The sequence below is a fragment of the Streptomyces hawaiiensis genome (genome assembly GCF_004803895.1).
Classification (GTDB): Bacteria; Actinomycetota; Actinomycetes; order Streptomycetales; family Streptomycetaceae; genus Streptomyces; species Streptomyces hawaiiensis.
On the sequence record NZ_CP021978.1, the window covers coordinates 3,803,532 to 3,826,422 of the forward strand.

The 22,891-nt window shown below is 71.1% G+C and carries 21 protein-coding genes; 13 read left to right on the forward strand and 8 right to left on the reverse strand.

Going from position 1 to position 22,891, the window contains the following annotated elements:
- Positions 1-515: 515 nt before the first annotated feature.
- A complete protein-coding gene (locus CEB94_RS17350) occupies positions 516-884 on the reverse strand; it encodes an SH3 domain-containing protein (RefSeq protein WP_175433099.1) in 369 nt (122 codons plus the stop codon).
- Positions 885-1,792: 908 nt separating this feature from the next.
- Here CEB94_RS17350 and CEB94_RS17355 point away from each other — a divergent pair.
- The gene (locus CEB94_RS17355; RefSeq protein ID WP_175433100.1) at positions 1,793-2,257 is read left to right on the forward strand and encodes a hypothetical protein; all 465 of its coding nucleotides are present in this window, start codon (positions 1,793-1,795) and stop codon (positions 2,255-2,257) included.
- 319 nt (positions 2,258-2,576) lie between these two features.
- On the opposite strand, the gene CEB94_RS17360 is transcribed toward CEB94_RS17355, so the two are convergent.
- Complete coding sequence (locus tag CEB94_RS17360; RefSeq protein ID WP_175433101.1) at positions 2,577-2,948, reverse strand: hypothetical protein; 372 nt, start codon at positions 2,946-2,948, stop codon at positions 2,577-2,579.
- Entirely contained in the window at positions 2,945-3,796 is an 852-nt protein-coding gene (locus CEB94_RS17365; RefSeq protein ID WP_175433102.1) for a hypothetical protein, read from the reverse strand. Before CEB94_RS17365 ends, CEB94_RS17360 begins: the two co-directional genes overlap by 4 nt.
- A gap of 429 nt (positions 3,797-4,225) precedes the next feature.
- Here CEB94_RS17365 and CEB94_RS17370 point away from each other — a divergent pair, with 429 nt between their 5' ends.
- The 6 genes from CEB94_RS17370 to CEB94_RS17395 all read left to right on the forward strand — a co-directional run bounded on the left by CEB94_RS17370 (position 4,226) and on the right by CEB94_RS17395 (position 8,448).
- Complete coding sequence (locus CEB94_RS17370; RefSeq protein WP_175433103.1) at positions 4,226-4,903, forward strand: glycoside hydrolase family 11 protein; 678 nt, start codon at positions 4,226-4,228, stop codon at positions 4,901-4,903.
- Entirely contained in the window at positions 4,900-5,577 is a 678-nt protein-coding gene (locus CEB94_RS17375; protein WP_246111824.1) for a polysaccharide deacetylase family protein, read from the forward strand. The genes CEB94_RS17370 and CEB94_RS17375 overlap by 4 nt, the downstream gene beginning before the upstream one ends.
- 103 nt (positions 5,578-5,680) lie before the next feature.
- A complete protein-coding gene (locus CEB94_RS17380) occupies positions 5,681-6,175 on the forward strand; it encodes a hypothetical protein (RefSeq protein WP_175433104.1) in 495 nt (164 codons plus the stop codon).
- A gap of 130 nt (positions 6,176-6,305) precedes the next feature.
- Positions 6,306-7,106 carry an SAM-dependent methyltransferase gene (locus CEB94_RS17385; protein WP_175433105.1) on the forward strand — a complete coding sequence of 267 codons (801 nt, stop codon included), beginning with the start codon at positions 6,306-6,308 and terminating at the stop codon, positions 7,104-7,106.
- Positions 7,107-7,241: 135 nt separating this feature from the next.
- On the forward strand, positions 7,242-7,925 hold the full coding sequence (locus CEB94_RS17390; protein WP_175433106.1) for a nucleotidyl transferase AbiEii/AbiGii toxin family protein: 684 nt from the start codon (positions 7,242-7,244) through the stop codon (positions 7,923-7,925).
- A gap of 46 nt (positions 7,926-7,971) precedes the next feature.
- Positions 7,972-8,448: a MarR family winged helix-turn-helix transcriptional regulator gene (locus CEB94_RS17395; RefSeq protein WP_175433107.1), complete on the forward strand. Its 477-nt coding sequence runs from the start codon at positions 7,972-7,974 to the stop codon at positions 8,446-8,448.
- Between the two features lie 7 nt (positions 8,449-8,455).
- On the opposite strand, the gene CEB94_RS17400 is transcribed toward CEB94_RS17395, so the two are convergent.
- Positions 8,456-9,634 carry an MFS transporter gene (locus tag CEB94_RS17400; protein ID WP_175433108.1) on the reverse strand — a complete coding sequence of 393 codons (1,179 nt, stop codon included), beginning with the start codon at positions 9,632-9,634 and terminating at the stop codon, positions 8,456-8,458.
- A 75-nt stretch (positions 9,635-9,709) separates the two neighbouring features.
- Here CEB94_RS17400 and CEB94_RS17405 point away from each other — a divergent pair, with 75 nt between their 5' ends.
- From CEB94_RS17405 to CEB94_RS17415, 3 genes are all read left to right on the forward strand, one after another.
- Positions 9,710-10,702: an ArsR/SmtB family transcription factor gene (locus CEB94_RS17405; protein WP_175433109.1), complete on the forward strand. Its 993-nt coding sequence runs from the start codon at positions 9,710-9,712 to the stop codon at positions 10,700-10,702.
- Positions 10,703-10,711: 9 nt separating this feature from the next.
- Positions 10,712-11,215 carry a glutathione peroxidase gene (locus tag CEB94_RS17410; RefSeq protein ID WP_246111825.1) on the forward strand — a complete coding sequence of 168 codons (504 nt, stop codon included), beginning with the start codon at positions 10,712-10,714 and terminating at the stop codon, positions 11,213-11,215.
- Positions 11,216-11,285: 70 nt separating this feature from the next.
- Positions 11,286-12,164: a MerR family transcriptional regulator gene (locus tag CEB94_RS17415; RefSeq protein ID WP_175433110.1), complete on the forward strand. Its 879-nt coding sequence runs from the start codon at positions 11,286-11,288 to the stop codon at positions 12,162-12,164.
- 107 nt (positions 12,165-12,271) lie between these two features.
- Here the strand turns inward: CEB94_RS17415 and CEB94_RS17420 are convergent, their stop codons facing one another.
- The 3 genes from CEB94_RS17420 to CEB94_RS17430 all read right to left on the reverse strand — a co-directional run bounded on the left by CEB94_RS17420 (position 12,272) and on the right by CEB94_RS17430 (position 14,538).
- A complete protein-coding gene (locus tag CEB94_RS17420; protein WP_102912542.1) occupies positions 12,272-12,463 on the reverse strand; it encodes a DUF397 domain-containing protein in 192 nt (63 codons plus the stop codon).
- A gap of 196 nt (positions 12,464-12,659) precedes the next feature.
- Positions 12,660-13,517, reverse strand: coding sequence for a helix-turn-helix domain-containing protein (locus CEB94_RS17425; protein ID WP_175433111.1), 858 nt, complete (start codon positions 13,515-13,517; stop codon positions 12,660-12,662).
- 265 nt (positions 13,518-13,782) lie between these two features.
- Positions 13,783-14,538: a GOLPH3/VPS74 family protein gene (locus CEB94_RS17430; protein ID WP_175433112.1), complete on the reverse strand. Its 756-nt coding sequence runs from the start codon at positions 14,536-14,538 to the stop codon at positions 13,783-13,785.
- 457 nt (positions 14,539-14,995) lie between these two features.
- Between CEB94_RS17430 and CEB94_RS17435 the strand changes: the two genes are divergently transcribed.
- The 3 genes from CEB94_RS17435 to CEB94_RS17445 all read left to right on the forward strand — a co-directional run bounded on the left by CEB94_RS17435 (position 14,996) and on the right by CEB94_RS17445 (position 21,050).
- Positions 14,996-17,755, forward strand: a complete 2,760-nt coding sequence (locus CEB94_RS17435) for a D-alanyl-D-alanine carboxypeptidase (RefSeq protein ID WP_425472458.1) — start codon at positions 14,996-14,998, stop codon at positions 17,753-17,755.
- Between the two features lie 161 nt (positions 17,756-17,916).
- Entirely contained in the window at positions 17,917-19,833 is a 1,917-nt protein-coding gene (locus tag CEB94_RS17440; RefSeq protein WP_175433114.1) for a TgpA N-terminal domain-containing protein, read from the forward strand.
- Positions 19,834-19,934: 101 nt separating this feature from the next.
- Complete coding sequence (locus CEB94_RS17445) at positions 19,935-21,050, forward strand: ADP-ribosylglycohydrolase family protein (protein WP_175433115.1); 1,116 nt, start codon at positions 19,935-19,937, stop codon at positions 21,048-21,050.
- Between the two features lie 249 nt (positions 21,051-21,299).
- Here the strand turns inward: CEB94_RS17445 and CEB94_RS17450 are convergent, their stop codons facing one another.
- On the reverse strand, positions 21,300-22,868 hold the full coding sequence (locus CEB94_RS17450; protein ID WP_175433116.1) for a sodium:solute symporter family protein: 1,569 nt from the start codon (positions 22,866-22,868) through the stop codon (positions 21,300-21,302).
- Between the last annotated feature and the right edge of the window lie 23 nt (positions 22,869-22,891).

Genomic DNA, 22,891 nt, shown 5'->3' on the forward strand with positions numbered 1-22,891 from the left:
TGATCGCTGTACAGCAGCGAAGTGCAGCAACCAGCGCGACCGCAGCTGACCGCAGCTGACCGCAGCTGACCGCCAACACTGCTCGATGCCGGCTGACCAGCCCCACCATGCCCACCATCATCGCTACGCCTTCCCAGCCGAGCGTTCGGGACGAAGAGGTCCGTGCCAGACGCGTGCCAGATCCAGCGGGGAACCACGGGGGAACACCGGAGTATCGAGGCCGGCCAGCCAGGCACCGGAACCGCTTCAGCGCAGGCTCAGGAAGGGAAGCGCGTCTGGAGCACCTGAACTTTCCAAGCTGGGAGTGCGAGTTCGATTCTCGTCACCCGCCGCACTGATCCAGAGCCGTGGGCTTGGCATGTGTTGCCTGGACGCCAGAGGCCTCGTCAGCTCGGCTCTGCCTGGGTCGATGGCACTGGTCAGCCGGCGGGCTGGTTGCTGATGACGTCCGCGACGTGCCGCCGAACGGTTGCCAAGTTCGGTAGCGCGAAGGCCATCCCGCCACTCGACGTTGCTCAGAAGGCGCTGAGCGCCACGCACTCTGCTGCGACCCAAGCGTCACGGCCGTTGAGCCTGACGGTCTTCCAGTCGTTGGCCGTGCCACCGCAAGCCGTGTAGGTCTGCCCGGTCGCGGAGCCTTGCCCGAGGCTCCCGCAGGGAAGCCGTCCACCCTTGGCGAGCGTCCCCACGACCGAGTACCTGGTTCCGGCTCCGCCCCGCAAGTTGAGGGTCGTTCCGGAAATGTTGTTGATGTAGCAGCTGGCCGCGGCCGCAGAAGCCACCTTGGTGGCCGTCTCGGGCGCAGCGCTGACGGGACTGACTACGGCGCCCATCACACCAAGAGCGGATACGGCAACAGCCATGGCTTTCACGGGCAGACGCATGTCTTTCCACCTTTCGCTTGATCAGGTCATGATCAAACGCCGATCACTCCAGGACAGCAAGATCATTTTCGGACACCGTCAGGATGTCCGGGCCGCCTCTGGGCCGTGCAAGGTCACCCGACGCCGCCCGACGACGACAGGAGCCCACGGCATCTGCACTGGTCGGAGCCGTCTACACTGCACCCGGCACTGAAACCCCTCCCGCGGAAAGATATTCGTATGGTGTTTCTTTGCCTGTCTTCTAGGGCCACTCCTTGGGGTCTCCGGAAACCTCTCACGTAACGGTCCATATCGCCTCCCATGTCAACTGCTGGTCCCGTTCGTGGCCATTATGGAAACTTCTATGCGGCTTCGAAATGAAGCAGCCATGCAAGGCCCATTCGTCACGACAATGTGGTCTGCCACTCGCGTAGTAGCGGTAGTGGCCGCCGCCACCCTCGTATCTCTTTCCGCTCTTGGGATTTGGCGTCGGCGATCCGCCGACCGGACGCGAAACTGACTATCGACAAGCGCATAGCGAGTAACGCAGCCGGTGCCCCACCGAGGACGTCGTTAGGGAAACGCTGCAGCACAGCAAGTAAGTGCCGCACCGTCGCTCGGTCGGGAGGTGCAAGTGAAGTGACTCCGCGTCCTGGGCAAGCTCACGGAATGTGAGACCACCCGTACGGCTTCCACACCACCGCGCTCGTCTCACGGCCCGACCGGCGTCGGCTCCGCGTCCGCGACACCATCGACAACGGAGAGTTCAACGAGTCCCCGGAGCCGGCTGCAGTTCACGAGCGAGCCGCCCATGAACCCAGGTGAACGCCCTCGTACGACGCCCATCACCCCACCAGCACAGTGGAAAACCGTGTTGCGTGAGAGAGCCGGAACTGGGCCCGGTCGGCGATACGTGATCCGCTTGGGTTGTGGAGACCATCATCGCCAGTGCTATAGCCGTTTTGGGAACCCTGCTCGGCTCGGGGCTCACCCTGGCGTTTCAGCAGCGCACCACCGACAAGGGTCATCAGTTCACCCGCCATGAGAGGCTTCGGCAGGAGCGACTCGATGCCTACTCCGCCTACGCCGGCGCGCTGATCAACTACCGCCGCTGCTTGGTGCATCTCTGGTTCTGCGAACATGAACAACCACCACACGAGGACCCGGGCGTGGTGCGAGTCCGCGCCTATGACCTGCGCTCCAACGCTCAAGAAGCCCTCTTCCGGGTGCAGATGCTCACCGATGACGAGGCCTTGAGTCAGGCGGCGGAAGCTGTCCTTGCGGACGTCACAGTGCTGCCCAAGACGGACAGCAGGACCGAGCTCGACCAGCGCAGGGTGAAGACCCGCGACGACATCAGCCGACTGGTCAGAGCGTCCAAGCGCCACCTGTGAGGCGCCTTCTAACCCGTCTGCACGTACGACAGTTCCGTACAGTATCGGCATGTTCGAGACGATTCCGTGGCGCTGTGACGCGCGCGTGGCCGACCGCCGCAGTGCCCACTCCGTACCACCCTGGGATCGAACTCCTGGCGGTGTCACAGGTTCGAATGCGCGCGGATGGCGGCACGTTCGATGACATGTATCGAAGTACACCAGCATGAGCCAAGACCGCACCCAGCAACCACCCCAAGCATCACTGCGGCTCAGGGCGCTGAATGCAGGGCCCGCGGCGTCTCGGATGGAAGACGAACCGGCCGTTTTCCGAGCCCCGTTACCCCTGCTCTTCCCGCTCCGCCCGGCGCGGCGTCGTCGTGGCTGCCAGGCACAGGCCGGCGGTGCACAGCGCGGCGGCCGTGATGGCGGCCGGGGTGCTGTGGGGGCCGTGGATGGACCAGGCCCACGGTTCCGGGGTGTTGTCCCAGCGCACGCCCGCCAGCAGGGTGGGGCCGAACATCGCCAGGGGTGGTAGCCAGGCCAGGCCGCTGCCGAACAGGCGGGCCCCGATCATGGCGAGTCCGAGGTGGCCCGCGACATTGCGGACGGCGGCCACCGTGACCAGCGCCGCGCGCGGCACGTTGCGGCTGCGGCCGTAGGCGAGGAGGGCGCGCAGGCCCGGCGAGGCGGAGGACGACACACTCTTCACGGGGTCGGTGCCGTTGACCGCGGCGGTGCGGGGACGGGGCGGCAGGCCCGGATGTCTTCGGCCGCTGCCTTCAGCCACCGGTCCTGTTCGGCTTTCGGCGCCTTCAGGAAGCGCTCGAGAGCGGCGGCGAACCCGTCGCCCCAGTAACTGCTCTGCACCTGGGCACGGTGGCGCACCACCGCTTCGAAGAGGAAGGTGCCGGGGTAGTCCCCGATCTCCTTGACAGGGTGCGGGGAGCAGCCGTCGGGCGGCTGCGGCAGGGACGCCGTGAGCATGTCCTGGGTCATCCCGTCCCGGTCCGTGCCCGGTACGTACACGGGCAGTTCGGCGGTCGGTACGCGACCGGACGGGGCGGTGAGGCCGCGCTCGTAGAACGTGCGCGTGAGGCCGGGGACCGAGCCGACCGAGCGCTGGTTCCGTCGCAGGGCGACCTCGACCTCCGGCAGCAGATGCCGGTCGGCGGGCCACAGGCAGGCCGTGGCGCCGCTTTCGGTGACACAGACCGGCTTCTCGGGCTGAGGGGTCTGCACGGCCCAGTACAGCTCGGGCGAGGGGGCGCGGAACGTGAACAGGGCCCCGGCGGCGAGGACCGCCGCCAGCGTCACCGGCAGCAGTGTGCCGAGCGCGGGGCGTACCGCCCGCCCGCGCGGCAGGCCCGGTACGGCGAGGATCAGCAGGGCGCAGGCCAGACACGACACGGCGCCGGTCAGCAACCGGCCCGCGTTCGGCTGGAAGGCCATGTCCCAGTGCACGTCGAGTGCGGGCACGAGCGCCCACGGCATCGCGGACCGCTCCTCGCCGGCGAACAGCGCGAGGCCCACCAGGGCGGCGTACCAGCCGAGGCCCACGAAGGGAACGGCGATGCGGGACGGGGACAGGACGCCGACGGACGCGATCCTCCAGTGCGGGCCGCCCCTGCCCGACCTGGACTATCTGACGGGCGCCTACGCGGCCGGGTGATCCGCCCCGCTTCCGAAGCCCAGAACAGGACAGGACAGGACCACCCTGCACCCGTGACTCCGGAAATGCTCCGAATCATTCGTGGAACGGAATTCCACCCTCCGCGCAGGAAGGGCCGTAAGCAGCCCGAGGTTTGCCTCTCCGCCAGCACCAGCTGCCGTGTGAGCAGCGGAAATTCTCTACATCCAAGAAGCAGCCAGCCCGAACCTTTCGCAACTACCGCCGAAACTATTGACAGTTGACAGGGCCCGGCCAACACTCCCGAGGACAGAGCTCCCCCATCGACCCACCCCACGAGGACGAGGAGGAAGCACCCCATGAAGGAGTCACCAGGCCGCTTCCGGCTGCTCATCAGCAGCGCCTGCACCATGCTGCTGGTCGCGGTCGCGGCCGTCATCATGCCGGGCACCGCTCACGCCGACACCGTCATCACCAGGAACCAGACGGGCACCGACAACGGCTACTACTACTCGTTCTGGACGGACGCGCCGGGGACGGTCTCCATGACCCTGTCCTCCGGCGGCAGTTACAGCACCTCATGGCGCAACACCGGGAACTTCGTCGCCGGCAAGGGCTGGAGCACCGGCGCCCGCCGCACCGTGACCTACTCGGGCACGTTCAACCCGTCCGGCAACGCCTACCTGACCCTCTACGGCTGGACGGCGAACCCGCTCGTCGAGTACTACATCGTCGACAACTGGGGCACCTACCGGCCCACGGGCACGTACAAGGGCACCGTCACCAGCGACGGCGGTACGTACGACATCTACAAGACGACGCGGTACAACGCCCCGTCCGTCGAGGGCATACGCACCTTCGACCAGTACTGGAGCGTGCGGCAGTCGAAGCGGACGGGCGGCACCATCACGGCCGGCAACCACTTCGACGCGTGGGCCCGGGCGGGGATGCCCATGGGCAGCTTCAAGTACTACATGATCATGGCGACCGAGGGATACCGGAGCAGCGGCAGCTCCAGCATCAGGGTGGGGCCGTGACGACGAAACGTGTGCTGACCGTCCTGGCGACGGCTGCGGCGGCTCTCACCGTCACGACGACCATGACCTCGACCGCTGCCCCGGCGCGCCCCGCCGCCTGCACCGGCTACGTCGGACTCACCTTCGACGACGGCCCGTCCGGCACCACGACAAGGCTGCTCGACGCCCTCAGGCAGAACGGGCTGCGGGCCACGATGTTCAACCAGGGCCAGTACGCGGCCGCCAACCCGTCCCTGGTCCGGGCGCAGGTGGCCGCCGGCATGTGGGTCGCCAACCACAGCTACACCCACCCGCACCTGACCCGGCTGAGCCAGGCGCAGATCGACTCCGAGATCTCGCGCACCCAGCAGGCCATCAAGAACGCGGGAGGCGGCACGCCGAAACTGTTCCGCCCGCCGTACGGCGAGACCAACGCGACGGTGAAGTCCCTCGCGGCCCGCCACGGCCTGACCGAGATCATCTGGCACGTCGACTCCCAGGACTGGAACGGCGCGAGCAGCGACGCGATCGTCCGGTCCACCGCCCGACTCACCAACGGCCAGATCATCCTCATGCACGACGGGCCCGCCAACACCCTGGCCGCCATCCCCCGCATCGCGCAGGGCCTGGCATCCCGCGGCCTGTGCGCAGGCATGATCTCCCCCCAGTCGGGCCGCGCGGTGGCCCCGGCCTGAGAACGACGGCGCGACGGCCTCCAGGGCCGTCGCGCCGCCTGCACTACGTACTTGAGTACGCGGGCTCATGACGGCCCCCGCACCGCCCCGCCATCCTGGGCGTATGACGAATCGGGGAATCGTGGCGGCCGGGGCCGCACTCATCGGCGGGGTGCCTGTGGCCGCCTGGGGACTGATGGGGCAGCAGAACCACGACGGGCTGCCGGCCAGCGAGCTCGACTACGCGTTTCAGCCGTGGGACATCGGAGACGGCGTGGCCGCGGTCGCCGGGGGACTCGCGCTGGTGCTGGCGGCGGCCGGTGCGGCGGTGCTCGTGCGGGGCTCGCTGCGCGGGGCGATGGACCGGCGGTGGTGGGGGGTGCTCGGACCGCTGATGGTGCTCGGGCTCCTGGCCGGTGTGGGGTGGCGGATCCTGACCGCGGGGGGCGTCGGGGCCAACATCGGAGCCGGACTGCTGATCGTCTTCGGTACGCCGATCGCCGCCGGGCTGCTGCTGTGGTCCCTGGCGTGGGCATTCTGGCTGGTCACCCAGCGCCACGGGCACGAGGGCGGGCTGGGCGGCGGAGACATGGGCGGTATCGCCTCCCGCGGGGTGTAGCAGCCGGGCCGGCCGTGGCCGAAACCGCATGGCGGGCCGGCCGCGGGAGGGGCAACCCCGGTACTCCACCGGGAAGTTCACCTAGGTTGGTGGGCCGGTCCCCCTTCCCCGCCCCCCAGGAGGCCCCACCGTGTCCGACGACAGCCTGCGCGACCGTATCGACACCTCCAAGCCGCACTCGGCCCGCTTCTGGAACTACTTCGTCGGCGGCAAGGACAACTACGAGGTCGACCGCGAGATCGGCGACCAGATCAAGTCGATCTTCCCGGGGCTCGTCGACGTGGCGGTCACGAGTCGCCGGTTCCTGGGGCGGGCCGTGGAGTACCTGGCCGGTGAGCAGGGCGTACGGCAGTTCCTGGACGTCGGCACCGGGCTGCCCACCGCCGACAACACGCACGAAGTGGCCCAGCGCGTCGCACCGGACGCCCGGATCGTCTACGTCGACAACGACCCCATCGTGCTGGCCCACGCCAACGCCCTGCTCACCAGTACCAAAGAGGGCATGACCGCCTACCTGGACGCCGACCTGTACGACCCCGGGGCCGTACTGAAGGCGGCCGCCGGCACGCTCGACCTCTCCCGGCCGGTCGGCCTGATGATCCTGAACACCCTCGGTCACGTCGCCGACTACGAGCAGGCGCGCGAGCTGGTACGGGGGCTCATGGCCGGGCTGCCCGCCGGCAGCCATCTCGTGATCAGCGACAGCACCGCGACCAGTGAGGGCATGATCGCCGCGTCCGAGGCGTACAACGCGAGTGGGGCGGTGCCGTACCACGTCCGTAGCGTCGCCGAGATCGCCGGGTTCTTCGAGGGGCTGGAGCTGGTGGAGCCCGGCGTGGTGAGGGTTCCCGAATGGCGACCGGGGGCTTCCGGCGACGCCGGTTGCGGTGCCGCCGTGGACGCGTATTGCGGTGTGGGGCGCAAGCCGTAGGCACGTGGTCCGGTGCGGCGTCGTGGGGGCTGGTCGCGCAGTTCCCCGCGCCCCTGAGGGGGACGGGCCCCCAGTCCGTCACCCGTCCGGGTCGGTCACCTCAGCCCCCGCCCGCCCCCACGCGATAATCAGGACATGCCCGCCCCTCCCCCCGTCCCCGAGCCTGTCGGCCGGCTTCTCGGTGATCTGCTCGCGGTGGGTGAGGCCTACTCCCTCGTCCTCGCCGGCGGATACGCGGTGCTGGCGCACGGGCTCGTGGAGCGGGCCGGGCGGGACGTGGACGCCGCCACGGAGCACCCGGCCGCGATGGAGGTCGTCGCGGACGCCATCCGGACCGGGCTGGTCGCACGCGGCTGGCTCGTGCAGACCCTGGAGACCGGGCCGCTGTCCGCCCAGTTCCTCGTGACCGACGCGGCGAGCGGCGTGGAGTGCGAGGTCGCTCTGCACAAGGAGGTGCTGTGGCGCCCGCCCGTGGAGACGGAGCTCGGGCCCGCGCTCTCCCTCGACGACCTCGTCGGCACCCGGGTGCGGGACCTGGCCGACCGCGGACTCGCGCGCGACCTGGTCGACGTACACGCCGCCTCGGCCCGCTGGAGCCGCCCCGAACTCGAGGAGCTCGGCCGCCGCCACGCCCCCGACACCTTCGACCTCACCGACCTCCAGGCCCGGCTGACCGGCACGGACTGGCTCGACGACCGGGCGTTCACCATCCACGGCCTGGACGCCCCGTCGGTCGCCGGGCTGCGCCGCTGGGCCCAGGAGTGGGCCGACGACATCGCCGAACGCCTCATCGAGGGCGAGGCCCCGGACGAGGAGTGACCGGCACTCCCCGGCAGGGGGACTGACCGGTCGGTACCCTGATCCGATGGGGAACGGGGCAGCCGGGCAGGTGGGGGTCGTCGCCGCGCTGGTGCGCGCGGCGTTCCTGGTCGACGGTGTGTACGCGGAGGCCGGCCGGGCGTACGGACTGACGCCGCAGCAGGGGCAGTTGCTGTGTGTGCTGATGTCCCGGCCGTACGGGATGAGTGAGCTCGGCGAGACGCTCGGGCTGGCGAAGTCGAGCCTGACCGGGCTGGTGGACCGGACGGTGCGGCGCGGACTGGTACGGCGGGAGGCCGACCCGCGCGACGGACGGGCCGTGCGGGTGGGGCTGACGGACGAAGGGGCCGCGCTCGCCGGGAAGTTCTACGCCGAGACCTGCCGTCGTATGGAGGCGCTGCCGTCCGGGCTGAGCGGCGCCGAGCGGGACCGGCTGGCCGTCCTGCTGTCCCGGGTCGTGGTGGACAACGAGGTTCCCGAGGTGTTCGTGGAGGCCGGGAGGGTCTCCGGCCCGCCGTCCTGAGCTCCCCTCAGCAGCTCACCGTCCTGAGCTTCTCCCTTCTCGCCGCGCCCATCAGCAGCAACGTCACTCCCGCCGACCCCGCGGCCATCGCCGTCATCGCCCCGGCCGGGGAGGTCAGTTGAGCGAGCGACCCGGCCAGCGCCGCCGCTACCCCCTGCATGGTGAGCATCCCGGCCGAGTGCAGCCCCAGGGCATGCCCTGTCAGGCCGTCGGGCGTCAGGGCCACCAGTCGCTCCTGCTGCACGAGGCTCGCGCCGAACCCCACGGAGGCCAGGGTGACCGCGGCCGCCGCGAGGGGAAGCGCCGGGCGCAGGAGGAACGGCACGTACGGCAGGGCCAGGAGCAGCAGGAGCGGGAAGCCCAGGCGGGAGCGCGGGCCCGGCGGGAGCACGCGGCCGACCAGTACGTCCCCGGCGAGCATGCCCAGCGCGGCGCAGGCGAAGAGGATGCCGGCGGAGTCGGGAGCGTAGGAGACGTAGAGGGATTCGCAGCCGACGACCAGGCCGTTGGGGATCCACAGGGCCAGATAGGCCTGGCGGCGGGGCGGGGAGGACCAGAGCAGCGCGTTGGCGCGCCAGGTCGCCTGCACGGAGGGGCGGCCCGTCGTACGGGGCGGGCGGCGGGTCAGGCCGAGGCGGACGGCGACGGCCGCCGTGACGTACAGGCCGGCGGCGGCCAGCAGGGACAGCCGCGGGGACAGCAGGGCCACGAGGGCGCCGCCGGTCGCGTAGCCGGTGATCTGCATGAGGCCGCTCATCATGTTGAACACCGAGCGGCCGAGCAGATAGCCGTCCTTGGAGAGGATCTCGTTGAGCAGGCCCCAGCGCACTCCCCCGCCCACCGACTCCGCCAGCCCCTTGGCGAGGACGATCGCGAAGAGCCCCCAGACGGGCAGGCCGGGCAGGGCCAGGGCGGCGGTGGCCGCCGCGAAGAGCAGGGGCAGGGCGGTCAGGGCCGCGCGCGGGCGCAGCCGGTCGGCGGCGGAGAGCAGGAAGGTCGCGCCCAGCACCTGCACCAGCGACGAGCCGAACATGCTCACCGCGGACAGCAGCGGGGACTCGGTCGCCCGGTAGACCAGGGTGCCCAGGGCCAGTCCGCCCATGGTCTGGGCGACCGTCTGCGCCGACGCGGCCAGGAAGAAGGGGGTGAACTCGGGCGTGCGGAACAGATCGCGGTAGCTGCGCATACGCGGAGTCTTCGACGCCCCAGATCGCGTGGTTATTGTTTCGCGCAGGCGCGAAACCTCGGGGAGGTCTGGCTCATGGGCTGGTGGCAGATCACCGCCGACACCCTGGCCGGGAGCCGGTTCGTGATTTCGCCGTTCGCGGAGGCCTTCGCGAGTCTGCGGCTGCTGCAGGCCGCCCGGGCGGCGCATCCCGGTGAGCGGCGGTGGCTCGACGCGCATCTTCCGGCGTACCGGCGGCGGCTGGCGCGGGACCCGGTGACCGCGCAGCTGATCCGCGCCGGGATCGGGCGGGAGTGGACGGCCGACTTCCTCTCCCCCGCCCCGCGCGACGGGGAGACCTTCGAGCAGGGGGTCGCGCGCGTGCGGGCGGCCGACCCGGAGGGGGCCCGCGTCGACCTCACCGTCTCCCTGCGCGGCCCGGTCCCGGCCCGGCTGCACCGCGACGACCTCCCGGAGCGCGCCGCGGACCTTCTGACGTACGTCTGGAACACGGCCGTGCGGCCGTACTGGCCGCACCGCCGGCGCATCCTCGAAGCCGATGTGGTCGCACGGACCGTGCAGGTCAGCCGGGGCGGCTGGGCGTCCGCGCTGGACACGCTGCGGCCGGGGACGCAGTGGCTCGGGGAGAACCGGCTCCAGGTCAACGCCCACGAGTACCCGCCGCGCGAGCTGTCCGGCGCCGAGCTGGTGTTCGTGCCCATCACCACGCAGGGCATCGGCTGGGTGTCGTGGGAGGGGACGGAGCGGTACGCGCTGGTCTACCCGTGCGCCGGGGCGCTCGCCGACCCCGGCGGCAGGCCCGTGCCCGCGAGCCTCGGCGCGCTGCTCGGCACGGCCCGCGCCGGTGTGCTGGTCCGGCTCGGCTCACCCCTGAGCACCAGCCAGCTGGTCGCCGTGACCGGGCAGGGGCTCGGCTCGGTCGGACGGCACCTGCGGGTACTGCTGGACGCCGGTCTGGTGGAGCGGCGGCGGGCGGGCAGGTCGGTGCTGTACTCGCGGACGGCGGCGGGGCGGGTGCTGGTGGAGGCGACCGAGGCCCGGAGCCGGCCCGGCACCCACCGGAGCTAGGCTCCGAGCATGACGACTACCAACGGTTCCTCTCCCCTCGACGTCGAGATCGGTGCCCTGCAGGGCGGTTCGGCCGACCTGTCCCAGTACGCGGGCAAGGCGGTGCTCGTGGTGAACGTCGCCTCCAAGTGCGGCCTGACCCCGCAGTACACGGGCCTCGAGAAGCTCCACGAGCAGTACGCCGAGCGCGGCTTCTGCGTCCTCGGCGTGCCCTGCAACCAGTTCCTCGGGCAGGAGCCCGGCGGCGCCGACGAGATCGCGGAGTTCTGCTCGGCGACGTACGGCGTGACGTTCCCGATGACCGAGAAGGTGGAGGTGAACGGCGAGGGCCGGCACCCGCTGTACGACCGCCTGACCGGCTTCGCGGACGCCGAGGGGCACAGCGGGGACATCCGCTGGAACTTCGAGAAGTTCCTCATCGGCCGCGACGGCCGGGTCGTCGCCCGCTTCTCGCCGCAGACCGAGCCCGACTCGGCGGAGGTCGTGGCGGCGATCGAGGCCCAGCTGGCCTGACGGCCCACTGCTTGACCTTGCCCCTGGGGCAGGCCCGAGCGTCCTCGTCATCGGGCGGAAGAGCCGCCCGATGACGGAGGATGCCGTGGTGGACGGACCGGACCGGGAACTGCTCACCATCGGTGCGTTCGCCGCGCGCGCCCGCCTGTCGGCGAAGGCCCTGCGGCTGTACGACCGGCTGGACCTGCTGGCCCCGGCACATGTCGACGAGGCCACCGGCTACCGCTACTACCGCGCCGGCCAGGTCGAGCGGGCCCGGCTCGTGGCCATGCTGCGGCAGCTGGACATGCCGCTCGCCCGGATCGCCGAGGTGGTCGCGGCGGGCGACGGGCCCGCGGCGGCCGGGCTGCTCGGCGCGTACTGGGCGGATGTCGAGGCGCGGGTGGCGGGGCAGCGGACGCTCGCCGAGTACCTCCGTGGACGGCTGTCGGGGAGGAGCTCCGAGATGTACGGGAAGTTCGCGGTCGAGACGGTGCAGACGCCCGCGCAGGTGGTGATCTCCGAGAAGCGGCACACGCTGGCGGACGAGCTGCCGGCGTGGATCGGGGCGGCGCTGGGCCGGCTGGAGGAGGCGGCCCGGGAGTGCGGAGGTGTGGCGGGGGTGCCGTACGTCGCCTATCACGCGGAGGTGTCGACGGAGAGCGACGGCCCCGCGGAGGCGTGTGTGCCGGTGGCCGACGAGGCGGCGGCCCGGGCCTGGGTGGAACGGCGCGGCCGGGCGTGGGAGACGGCGGTGCGGGTGGAGCCGGCCCGGCGGCTGGCGTACACCAGGATCACCAAGGCGCAGGTGGCGCATCCGCAGATCCTGGCCGCGTTCGAGGCGGTGGAGGAGTGGATGGCGGCGAAGGGGCTGACGGCGACCGGCCCTTGCCGGGAGCTGTACTTCGCGGACTGGGCGGCGACGGGCCCCGAGGACCCGGTGTGTGACGTGGCGTTCCCGGTGAGCTGATCCCTTTCAAGGACCCCGCGGGCACAAACGGAGCCCTCTCGGCAAGGACGGCGATGCTGGTCGAGAGGGCTCTGTCGGTGGTGCTTGTGGTGCGGTCGATCGCGGGGTCAGGCCTTGACCGAGGCCACGAAGGCGCTCCACGCGTCGGCGGGAAACGCCAGTTTGGGGCCCTCGGGGATCTTGGTGTCCCCGAGCTCCAGGGCCTCGTCGACGGTCGACCTGACCATCACGCACGCGCCGTTGTTGTTGGTGTAGGAGGACGTCGTCCACGTTTCCGTGGCGCCCAGACGAATTGCCATGTTCGCTCCGTTGCCAGTTGCGTTTACGCCAACCCGTGCTGGTGGTTGGCGTGATCGACGCTACTCGCCAACATCCTCGTACGGAGCAGCCATTCACTCGACTGGATGGCATATTCCAGGGGAGACTTCCAGTCAGGCGTGTCAGGGGTGTAGCATCCCGCGCTTTGCCCGACGGAAGGTCATCCTCCGGCGGCGGTCAGCGCGCGTAATCCTTCGCCAGGCGCTCGATGAGCTGCCGCGACTGGTCCACGTTCAGCGACTGGGCCCGCAAGTGCTCGTACATCACCGTGTACTTCTGTACGTCGAGCGGCTTCTCCAGGTACAGGTCGCTGGTGACGCCCTCGATGTAGACCACGCTCGAGTCGGCCGCGTCGGCGAACTCCAGGATCGAGTACTGGCCGTTGATGCCGGCGTGCGCGCCGACCTCGAACGGCAGGACCTGCACGGTGATGTGGGGCAGCTGCGACATCTCGATGAGGTGCTCCAGCTGCTCGCGCATCACCGGCCGGCTGCCGACGATCCGGTGCAGGGACGCCTCGTCCAGGACCACCCACAGCCGCAGCGGTTCCGTTTCGGCGGTGATCCGGCCCTGCCGGCGCAGCCGGACCTCGACGCGCTTGTCGTTGTCCGCCTCCGAGGCCTCGGGCGAGCCGCCGCGGATGATGGCCTCGGCGTACGCACGGGTCTGCAACAGGCCGGTGATGATCTGGGGTTCGTAGACCCGCAGCGACTCGGCGTCCGTCTCCAGGCCGATGTAGACGCTGTAGGGGATGTCCCCGAAGGCGTGCCACCAGCCCTGCTGCCGGGAGTCCTTGGCCATCTGCATCAGCGAGTCGACGATGCGCTGGTCCTCGACCTCGTAGACCCCGCACAGGTCGCGGACGTCGCGCTGGCTGATGCTGCGCCGCCCGTTCTCCAGCCGGCTGATCTTCGACTGCGACACCAGCAGCCGCTCGGCCACCTCTTCGGCCGTCATGCCCTTGAGCTCGCGGAGCCTGCGGAGCTCCTGGCCCAGCCGGCGCCGCCTGACGGTGGGATTGACATTGGACGCCACGGGACGTGCACCTCCGGCTGCGTGCCTCTACTTTGCGTATCTGCTGTTGAGCAGACTGCCACCAAGGTGCTCACTACCGCTGGGAAACGGTGGATATGCGACGGGTACACGCCAGTTCGGGCACGGCATGCCGAGCGGGGCGGAGAGAGTGTGCGCTCTCTTCGCCCCGCTCGGACAGCGGCTCCCGTGACCGGGTTCGTGGGTCCCGTGGTGCGTGTGCCGGTCGTAGGCCTTGCCGGTGCGTCGCGGTGCCGTGCGTCGCGGCTCAGTGAGCCGCGACGCGCGCCATGCTTCCGTGGCGCGGTTGCATCGGAACGCCGCGGGCGGGTTCCGATGCCGGCCTGGCTCCGCCGGCGGCCTGACGGCCGGACGGTGCCGGGCTGCGGCGCGGCTGGGCCGCGACGCCGTTCTGGACGTCCATCACCGCGTGCGCGACGAGGCCGCCCATGGGGTCGTGCCTGATCAGGTCCCTGAGCCGGGAGCGAGAGGAGCGTCCCTCGTTGCCCGGGTACAGGTGCTTGCCGAGGCCGACCGCATGGGCGAGGGCGGCGAGTGCCGCGGTCCGCGGGTCCGGCGGTACGCCGGTGCGGATCGCGGAGTCCAGCCGGGCCCTGATCTCCCGGCTGATCTCGGTCTCCGTCGCCTGGTAGCGAGTCGTCGGCAGCACTCCGCACATCTGGCCGGCCACGGCATGCACCATGCCGCACCGCTCCAGATGCGAGAGGTAGGTCTGGCGCAGCCCGAGACGCGGCCCGCCAATCCAGTTCACCGCACGTACGGGAGCGCCACGCCTTCGCAGCAACTCCAACGCGCAGTCCAAAGTTGGATCTCCAGTCGGCCGTGGTGCCACCACGGCGATACGATCCCCGTCTGGGGCTATCCGTCCGGCCAGCGCCAGCTCCACTAGCTGCGCTCCGGCCAGACCGAGGTCGAGCGACTGCGGCTGTGCGGTGGTACCCGTGGTCGGGTCCAACGCCAGCAGCAGAAGCTCCTCCGGAAGTGTTCTGCGGCTCCTGCCCATCCATGCCTCCCCGCGTGGATGAAAGACAGGGTGACCCCTCTCACATTGGTCTGTCGAGGGTGCGTGACCGGTTCGTAGTGGAACCAGTAGGTATGTCGTTCTCGTCTACCGGATGGGTTTGGCCCGCACACAGGACACTGGTACATGGTTCGGACAGCGCCACAGCGGTGTCACGGGCGGCGGTTCACGGTTCGGTAGACGCACGCGGGGCGTGCGGCGCGAGGAGGAGGCATCGGTGGCGGGCGAGTCCCCCGACAGGTCGAAGCAGCGCGAGTCGTCGGCACGAAAGACGTCGGGGAGCGCGAGTCCGGTTCCGGAGGCCAGGAGCGAAGCCGCCGACCCGCGGCTCGCGGTGGCCCGGGACCCGGAGAGGTCCTCGGCACGAGGCGGTGCCGATACGGCGACCCGCGTGCTGTCCACACGGACGGCGGAGGAACCGGGGAACGCCGGGCGCGCTGTGCGTGGCTCTGACGCCGAGGACGACGCCGAGCGGGGTGACGGCGACTCGGGCCCCGAGGATGGGGCGGACGACGCGGGGCGCGCTGCTCGTGGCTCGGACGCCGAGGGGGCCGAGGGGGCCGAGAGCGACTCGGACACCGAGGACGCGGCGGCTGAGGCGGGGCAGGGGGCTTCCGGCTCCGCCGGGGCCGAGGATGGTGGGTCCTCCGGCGCCGGGGGCAGTGACGGGCGGCTGAGGGACGCCGTCGCGGCGTGGGTCGCGTCGGCGGACGGGGACGAGGCGGCTGCTGCCGCCGGGGACGACGCCGAGGGCGCGGAGAAGCCCGAGGAGGTCGACGGGGACGCCCAGGAGGCCGGGAAGACCACCGGAGCCGGGAAGACCACCGCAACCGCGCAGACCGGCACGGACGCCGCCGACGCCGACGCCGAGGACGACCGTACGGACGAGCCGGCGCAGGCCGACTCCGAGGACGCCCGGGACGGCCGGGAAGCCGCAGCGGCGGCGCCCGAGGGCTCCGAGGCGGGCCAGGGCGACGCCGACGAGCCGGAGGCGGACCGTTCCGTCAGCGCGGGCACCGCCGAGGCGAAGGCCTCCGAACCCGTAGACCCTCGCGTCTCCGACGACACCGAGGCCGCGTCGAAGACCGCCGAGGCGGTCACCGCCGAGGCCGAGGCGGACGAGCGGACCGACGACGAGGGCTCCGAACCCACGGACCCGCGTGTCTCCGCCGACGCCAAGGCCGCCGACACCGACACCGACGCGGGCGCCGCCGACGCGAAAGCGGGCAAGCCGGCCGACGGCGAGAGCCCCGAGCCCGCGGATGCGCGTGTCCCCGACGACGCCGAGGCCGCACCCAAGGCCGCCGAGGCCGAGGCGGACGAGCCGGCCGACGACGAGAACCCCGTACCCGCGGACCCGCGCGCCGACAACGACGCCAAGACCGCCGACACACACACCGACACTGACGCGGACACCGCCGACGAGCGGGCCGACGAAGCCAAAGCCGCGCCGAAGACCGCCGAGGCCAAGACCGCGCCGAAGGCCGAGGACGCCAAGACCGCCGACGCCGACAGCAAGGCCGGGACCGCCGGCACCCTCAAGGACGAGCCCGGCAGCCACTCGGAGCCGAAGCCGGGCGGAGCCACCGGTACCGGCAAGACCCCGAAGCCCGGCGGAGCCGCCGGTGTCTCCGGCGAGTCGGACGACGACGCCGGCGACCCGCCCGCCGAACCGCCCGTCGACCAGCCCACCGCCGTTTTCAAAGCCGTGCGGCCTCCGGTCGATCAGCCCACCACCATGCTGAAGCTCGGGGGCGCGACCAAGGACGTTCCGGAGAGGGACGCCGAGCGGACCAGCAAGTTCGTCGCGCTCAAGCCCCTGGACGACCAGGCGGCCAGAAAGCCGGCCGCCCCGGCCGACGCCACCGCGCCCGTCCCCACCGTCGGCCCCGAGCGGACCACCCAGCAGCCGCTGCCGCCCAGGCCGCCGCTGGATCTGCTGGCCGAGCTGACGAACACCCCGCCGCCCCCGGAGACCCCGCTGCGGACGGCGGCCCGGCGGGTGAAGATCTGGACGCCGCTGGTGCTGCTGCTGGTGGTCGTCTTCGCGGTCGTGCAGAGCGTGCGCCCGCTCCCCGCGCCCACCCTCGAGCTCACCGCCGAAGACAGCTACACCTTCGAGGGCGGCAAGGTCGACATCCCCTGGCCCGCCGACGGCCAGGCCGCGCTGGACGTCCAGGGCATCGGCACGTTCGGATCCTCCGGCGAGCAGAAGCCCGTGCCGATCGCGAGCGTCGCCAAGGTCATGACCGCCTACCTCATCCTGCGCGAGCACCCGCTCAAGAGCGGTGAGGACGGCCCGAAGATCCTCATCGACCAGGCCGCCCAGGACCAGTCCGACGCCGGCCAGGAGTCCACCGTCGACGTCACCAAGGGCGACAAGATCACCGAGCGGGAAGCTCTCGAGAGCATCCTGATCGCGTCCGCGAACAACGTGGCGCGGCTGCTCGCCCGCTGGGACGCGGGGTCCGAGAAGGCGTTCGTGCGGAAGATGAACGACGCCGCCGAGGACCTCGGCATGAAGGACACGACGTACACCGACCCGTCGGGCCTGAACAACACGACCGTCTCCACGGCCGTGGACCAGGTGAAGCTCGCCAAGGCCGCCATGCAACAGCCCGCCTTCCGCGAGGTGGCGACGATGATGTCGTACGTCGACTACAAGGGCACCAAGCACGACAACTGGAACCGTCTGGTCGGTTACAACGACGTCACCGGCATCAAGACCGGCACGACCACGTCGGCCCTCGGCAACCTCGTCTTCTCGGCCAGGAAGGACGTGAACGGCGAGACCCGCCGGATCATCGGCGCGGTCGTGCGCCAGCCCGCCGGCGGCCCGGACAACACGATCCTGGGCGCCGCGCTCCACGAGGGCGACAAGCTGATCCGGGCCGCGCAGGGCGCGCTGGAGTCGGCGACGATCCTGAAGAAGGGCGACGTCGTCGGGTACGCCGACGACGGTCTCGGCGGCCGCACACCGGTCGCCGTCACCAAGGACGTCACGGCCGTCGGCTGGGCGGGCCTGTCCGTCGAGCTGACGTTCTCCGGGGACGACCTGCCGCACACGGCCAAGGCCGGTACGAAGGTGGGTACGCTCACCGTCGGCGACGGCACCACCAGCGCCGTGAAGGTCCCGGTCGCCCTCCAGAAGGACCTGGTGGAGCCGGACTTCGCGGCCAAGCTCACGCGCCTCGGCTGACCCGGGGCGCCCCCGCACCACCGCACTCCGCCGGTAACGGCCCGTCCGGGCGCCGCCCGGCGGGGTGCGTGCTAGCGTCCCGAATCGGGACAGGTAGCCGCTCGCCGCGGCACGGCGGCGGAAGCCGAGAACAGAAGACGGGACACGGGGAGTGCCTTCGAGTGGCCACTGCGGAGCCGACACGCGCAGACGACGCCGAACCGGGCTCGGTACCGGGCCCGCGAATACGCCTGCCCGAACCACCGGAAGACAGTGCGCCGAAGGACAGTGCGCCCCAAGACGGCACGGCGGCGGACAGCACGGCTGAAGGCACCGGCGCACCCGGCCGTGACGGCGGGGCGCGGTTCGAGTGGCCCGCCCCCGTACTGGCGCTGCGTGAGCACATGCTGCGGCACCCGGTCCTGTCCATCACGGGCCTCGCCGCAGCGCTGCACATCCTCTGGTTCTTCACGTTCGCGAACAGCGGTGGCGATCTGGCCGCGCAGGACGCGTGGGCCGAGTTCGTCGGCCGGCACCCGGACTCGGCGTACAACCTCGCCTGGTACGGCGGGATGCACCCCGTGTCGTACAGCGTGGTGTCGCCGTATCTGATGTCGGTGCTCGGCGTGCGGACGACGATGATGATCGCGGGGACGGTCTCGGCCGGTCTGCTGACCCTGCTCCTCCTGCGCAGCCGCTCCGTCCTCAACCCGCTGTGGGCGTCGCTGGCGGGCGTGTTCGGGCTGTTCTGCAACGCGGTGTCCGGGCGGGTGACGTTCGGGCTGGGCATGATGTTCGCGCTCGGCGCGGTCGCCGTCGTGTTCTGCTGGCCGTACCGGTGGCGGTACAAACGCTGGGCGAAGGCCCTGAGCGCGGCGCCGCTGGCCGCGCTGGCCACCATGGCGTCGCCGGTCGCGGGCCTGTTCGTGGGCCTGGTGGCGGTGGCGCTGTTCCTGCAGAAGCGGCGGCCGGGCGCGTGGGCGCTGGGCCTGGCGCCGACCGCGGTGGTGGCGCTGTCGGCGTGGCTGTTCCCGTTCTCGGGCACGCAGCCGATGATGATCGGCTCGGTGCTGCTGCCGCTCGCGTTCTCGGTCCTCGCCTGCCTGCTGGTCCCGCAGGAGTGGAAGACGGTCCGGCTCACGGCCGCGGTGTACGGCCTGGGGGTCGTGCTGGTGTGGCTGATCAGCTCCCAGATCGGTTCGAACATCACACGGCTGGCGATGCTGTTCGCCGGGGTCGCGCTGGTCGCCGCGCTGCCGTTCGCGGTGCCGCGCACCCGCAAGTGGTACGTGATCGTCGTGGCGCTGTGCGGTTTCGGCGTGTGGATCGGCTTCAAGTCGGTCGACGACATCGTGCACACGGCCCCTGCGGCGTCCTGGTCGCGTGAGCTCGCACCGCTCGTCAACGAGTTGCAGCAGGTCGGCGCCGAGAAGGGCCGGGTCGAGGTCGTCCCCGCCCGCTCCCACCGCGAGGCCTCCGCGCTCGCCCCGTACGTCAATCTGGCCCGCGGCTGGAACCGCCAGGCCGACATGGAGCGCAACCCCCTCTTCTACGACGACACCCTCAACTCGGCGAACTACCACGAGTGGCTGAAGCGCTGGGCGGTGCACTACGTCGTGCTGCCGAAGGGCGAGCCGGACGGTGACGGGGGTCAGCGGGAGCGGGCGCTGGTGCGGCGCGGGCTGCCGTATCTGACCCAGATCTGGGGCAACGACACCTGGCAGCTGTTCAAGGTGACCGCTCCGACCCCGCTGGCCGAGCCGAACGCCGTGGTCGACCGGGCCGAGCAGGGCGAGATGATCCTCCAGGTGAGGAAGGCGGGCCGGATCCTGGTCCGCATCCCGTACTCGCCGTGGCTGAGCATCGTCGACGCGGAGGGCAAGAGCCTGAAGCCGCCGCAGGAGACGGAGGAGTCCAGGAACCGTCCCGAGGGCGAGCCGAAGACGTACGTGAACGTCAACGGCTGCCTCGCGGAGACGGAGGAGGACGTGCAGGGCGACAAGTGGACGGAGCTGCTGGCCCCCAAGGCCGGCACGTACCGTCTGGCGGCGCCGTACCAGCTCCCCCGGGGGACGCCGTGCCCGGAGGAACTGCGCTGAGCCGGTCCGCCCGGTCTGTCGCGCCCCTCTGAGCCCACCGTTCGCGTTCGATTACAGTGCTGAGCTGTCGTACGTATGGACGGTGCCCCGGGGAGGTCTAGGTGGGTGCGACTGCCGGCGCCGTCTGGGGCCGTACAGAGCAGCAGGACTTCCGCAGCCGGGTGCGCGGGACCCTGCTCGGCGTGGCCGTGGGAGACGCGCTGGGGACGCCGGTCGACCGGCTGACCATCGAGGGGATCCGGGAGGCGCACGGGGCGGAGGGCCTGGTGGACCTGGCCCCCGCCTTCGGCAGACGCGGCGCCGTCACGCACCTCACGCAGCTCACCCTGTTCTCCGTCGACGGGCTGATCCGGGCCCAGGTCAGGCGGGACACCGGCGCCTGGCATCCGCCGACCGATCTGCACCGGGCGTATCTGCGCTGGGCCGCCACGCAGCGCGACTGGGGGCCCGACGAGCGGCGCAAGGAAGACGGGTGGCTGGCGCGGGAGGAGTGGCTGTACGCGCGGCGGGACCCCAGCCTCGCGCTGCTGCTGGGGCTCGGCGACGAGACCATGGGGACTCCGGAGGCGCCCAAGAACCCCGGTGAGGCCGGGCCCGAGGCCGCCGCCCGGTCGGCCCCGTTCGGGCTGCTCGTGGGCTGGGAGCCGCAGCTGGTCGCCCAGCTCGCCGTCGAGTGCGCGGCGCAGACCCACGGACATCCCACGGCCTCTCTCGCGGCGGGCGCGTACGCCGTGATCGTCCATGCGCTGGCGCTGGGCGAGAGCCTCGACGGCGCCGTGCAGCGGGCCTTCGGGCTGCTGGCCGCCCGGCCGGGGCACCAGCCGGTGTCGGACGCGTTGCAGCATGCGCTGGGTGCCGTGCGGCAGGGCATGCCCGGGCCGGAGCGGGTGGCCGAGCTGAGCGGGGCGGGTACGGCGGAGGGGCTCGTGGCCGCCGCCGTGTACTGCGCGCTGGTCGCGGCCGACGTCCGGCACGGGCTGTGTCTGGCCGTGAACCACGACGGCCCGTCCGCCGCCACGGGTGCGCTGGCCGGCGGCCTGCTCGGCGCGCTGCACGGGGAGACCGCTTTGCCGCCGGCCTGGCTGGCCGAGCTGGAGGGCCGCCCCACCATCCTGGAGCTCGCAGACGACTTCGCCATGGAGATGACCCAGGGTCCGGCCCTGCACGGCCCGGCCGGCTCCTCCCCCGGCTGGCTCGCCCGCTACCCGAGAGCCTGACCGGCCCCGTACGCCACGACGCCGGGCATCCGCGGGGCAGCCGCACGGCAGCCCCGCGAATCCACCGCAGCGGGGCCCCGCCCGTACGACGGCGCCGAGCGGCAGCCCCTCGACGGGACCCACCGCCCGGCACACCTCCGCAGAGCCGGCCCACCAAACCCTCGGCAAGGTCCGCCTCAGCCGGCCGCCCGGCGCGTCCTCGGTGAGGCCGGGCGGCAGATCCTCGGCCGGGGTGGCCCGGCCGGGGGTTCACTCCCTGGCGGTTCCTACCACCTCGTCCTTGGGGCCGGTCGGGGTCGGGAGCGTGGCCGAGGCCGCGCCGTCCCCGTCCGTGTTGATCCGCTCGATGATCGCCAGCCGCTCCGGGGTGTCCTCCGGCCTGATGTAGCCGATGAGGATGTAGAGGACCAGTGAGACCGCCAGCGGGATCGACACCTGGTACTGGAGCGGCACGCCGCCCTCGACGTTCCAGTTGATCGGGTAGTTCACCAGCCAGAAGGCGAGCAGGCCCATCGACCAGCTGACCAGGGCCGCCGTGGGGCCGGAGCGGCGGAACGTGCGCAGCAGGCCCAGCATCATGGGGATAGCCATCGGGCCCATCAGACCGGCCACCCACTTGATGACCACCGTGATGATGTCCTTGAACGCGGGCGAGTTGACCTGAGTCGCCGCCGCCATGGAGAGGCCGAGGAAGACGACTGTGGCGATTCGGGCGACCCGCAGGCCCTGGCTCTGGTTCCACGTCCGGGCCCGCGCCCAGATCACCGGCGCGCAGTCCCGGGTGAACACGGCCGCGATGGCGTTGGCGTCGGAGGAGCACATGGCCATGGTGTGCGAGAAGAAGCCGACGATGACCAGGCCCAACAGACCGTGCGGCAGGAGCTGTTCGGTCATCAGGGCGTAGGAGTCCGAGCCGTCCGGCTTCTGCGAATCGACCAGCAGCGGCGACATCCACATGGGGAAGAACAGCACCAGCGGCCAGACCAGCCACAGGATCGCCGAGAGGCGGGCCGAGCGCTCGGCCTCCTTGGCGTTGCGCGTGGCCATGTAGCGCTGGGCCTGGTTGAGCATGCCCCCGTTGTACTCGAAGAGCTTGATGAAGAGGAACGCGAGCAGGAACACCGTGCCGAATTCGCCGACCAGCGGTTTCTCGTGGCCCTGGAGCTCGGGCTGGTCCCACACGCCGAAGAAGCCGCCGTGGTCGTCGAGGCGTACGAACACCGCCACGAACATCGCGATGCCGGCCAGCAACTGGATGATGAACTGCCCGAGTTCGGTCAGCGCGTCCGCCCACAGGCCGCCGATGGTGCAGTAGATCGCGGTGATGCCGCCGGTGATGAGGATGCCCTGGTTGAGGCTGATCCCCGTGAAGACGGACAGCAGCGTGGCGATCGCCGCCCACTTCGCGCCCACGTCCACGATCTTCAGCAGCATCCCGGACCAGGCCAGCGCCTGCTGCGTCTTGAGGTCGTAGCGGTTCTTCAGGTACTCCAGCGGGGAGGCCACATGGAGCCGGGAGCGCAGCCGGTTGATGCGCGGGGCGAACAGCTTCGACCCGATGGCGATGCCGAGGGCGATGGGGAAGGACCAGGTGACGAAGGACGTGACGCCGTAGGTGTAGGCGATGCCCGCGTACCCGGTGAACATCACCGCGCTGTAGCCCGACATGTGGTGCGAGATGCCGGAGAGCCACCACGGCATCTTGCCGCCGGCGGTGAAGAAGTCGCTGACGTTGTCGACGCGTTTGTGCGACCAGACGCCGATCGCGACCATCACGGCGAAGTAGCCGATGAGCACGGCCCAGTCGAGACCGTTCATGAATCCCCTTCCACGGTGCTGCC

Bases quoted from the DNA above. Each gene is read 5' to 3' on its own strand.
- CEB94_RS17410 (WP_246111825.1), top strand. From the start codon at position 10,712: ATGACGACTACCAACGGTTCCTCTCCCCTCGACGTCGAGATCGGTGCC.
- CEB94_RS17380 (WP_175433104.1), top strand. From the start codon at position 5,681: ATGACGAATCGGGGAATCGTGGCGGCCGGGGCCGCACTCATCGGCGGG.
- CEB94_RS17420 (WP_102912542.1), bottom strand. From the start codon at position 12,463: ATGGCAATTCGTCTGGGCGCCACGGAAACGTGGACGACGTCCTCCTAC.
- CEB94_RS17390 (WP_175433106.1), top strand. From the start codon at position 7,242: ATGCCCGCCCCTCCCCCCGTCCCCGAGCCTGTCGGCCGGCTTCTCGGT.
- CEB94_RS17415 (WP_175433110.1), top strand. From the start codon at position 11,286: ATGACGGAGGATGCCGTGGTGGACGGACCGGACCGGGAACTGCTCACC.
- CEB94_RS17370 (WP_175433103.1), top strand. From the start codon at position 4,226: ATGAAGGAGTCACCAGGCCGCTTCCGGCTGCTCATCAGCAGCGCCTGC.
- CEB94_RS17400 (WP_175433108.1), bottom strand. From the start codon at position 9,634: ATGCGCAGCTACCGCGATCTGTTCCGCACGCCCGAGTTCACCCCCTTC.
- CEB94_RS17395 (WP_175433107.1), top strand. From the start codon at position 7,972: ATGGGGAACGGGGCAGCCGGGCAGGTGGGGGTCGTCGCCGCGCTGGTG.
- CEB94_RS17430 (WP_175433112.1), bottom strand. From the start codon at position 14,538: ATGGGCAGGAGCCGCAGAACACTTCCGGAGGAGCTTCTGCTGCTGGCG.
- CEB94_RS17405 (WP_175433109.1), top strand. From the start codon at position 9,710: ATGGGCTGGTGGCAGATCACCGCCGACACCCTGGCCGGGAGCCGGTTC.
- CEB94_RS17350 (WP_175433099.1), bottom strand. From the start codon at position 884: ATGCGTCTGCCCGTGAAAGCCATGGCTGTTGCCGTATCCGCTCTTGGT.
- CEB94_RS17450 (WP_175433116.1), bottom strand. From the start codon at position 22,868: ATGAACGGTCTCGACTGGGCCGTGCTCATCGGCTACTTCGCCGTGATG.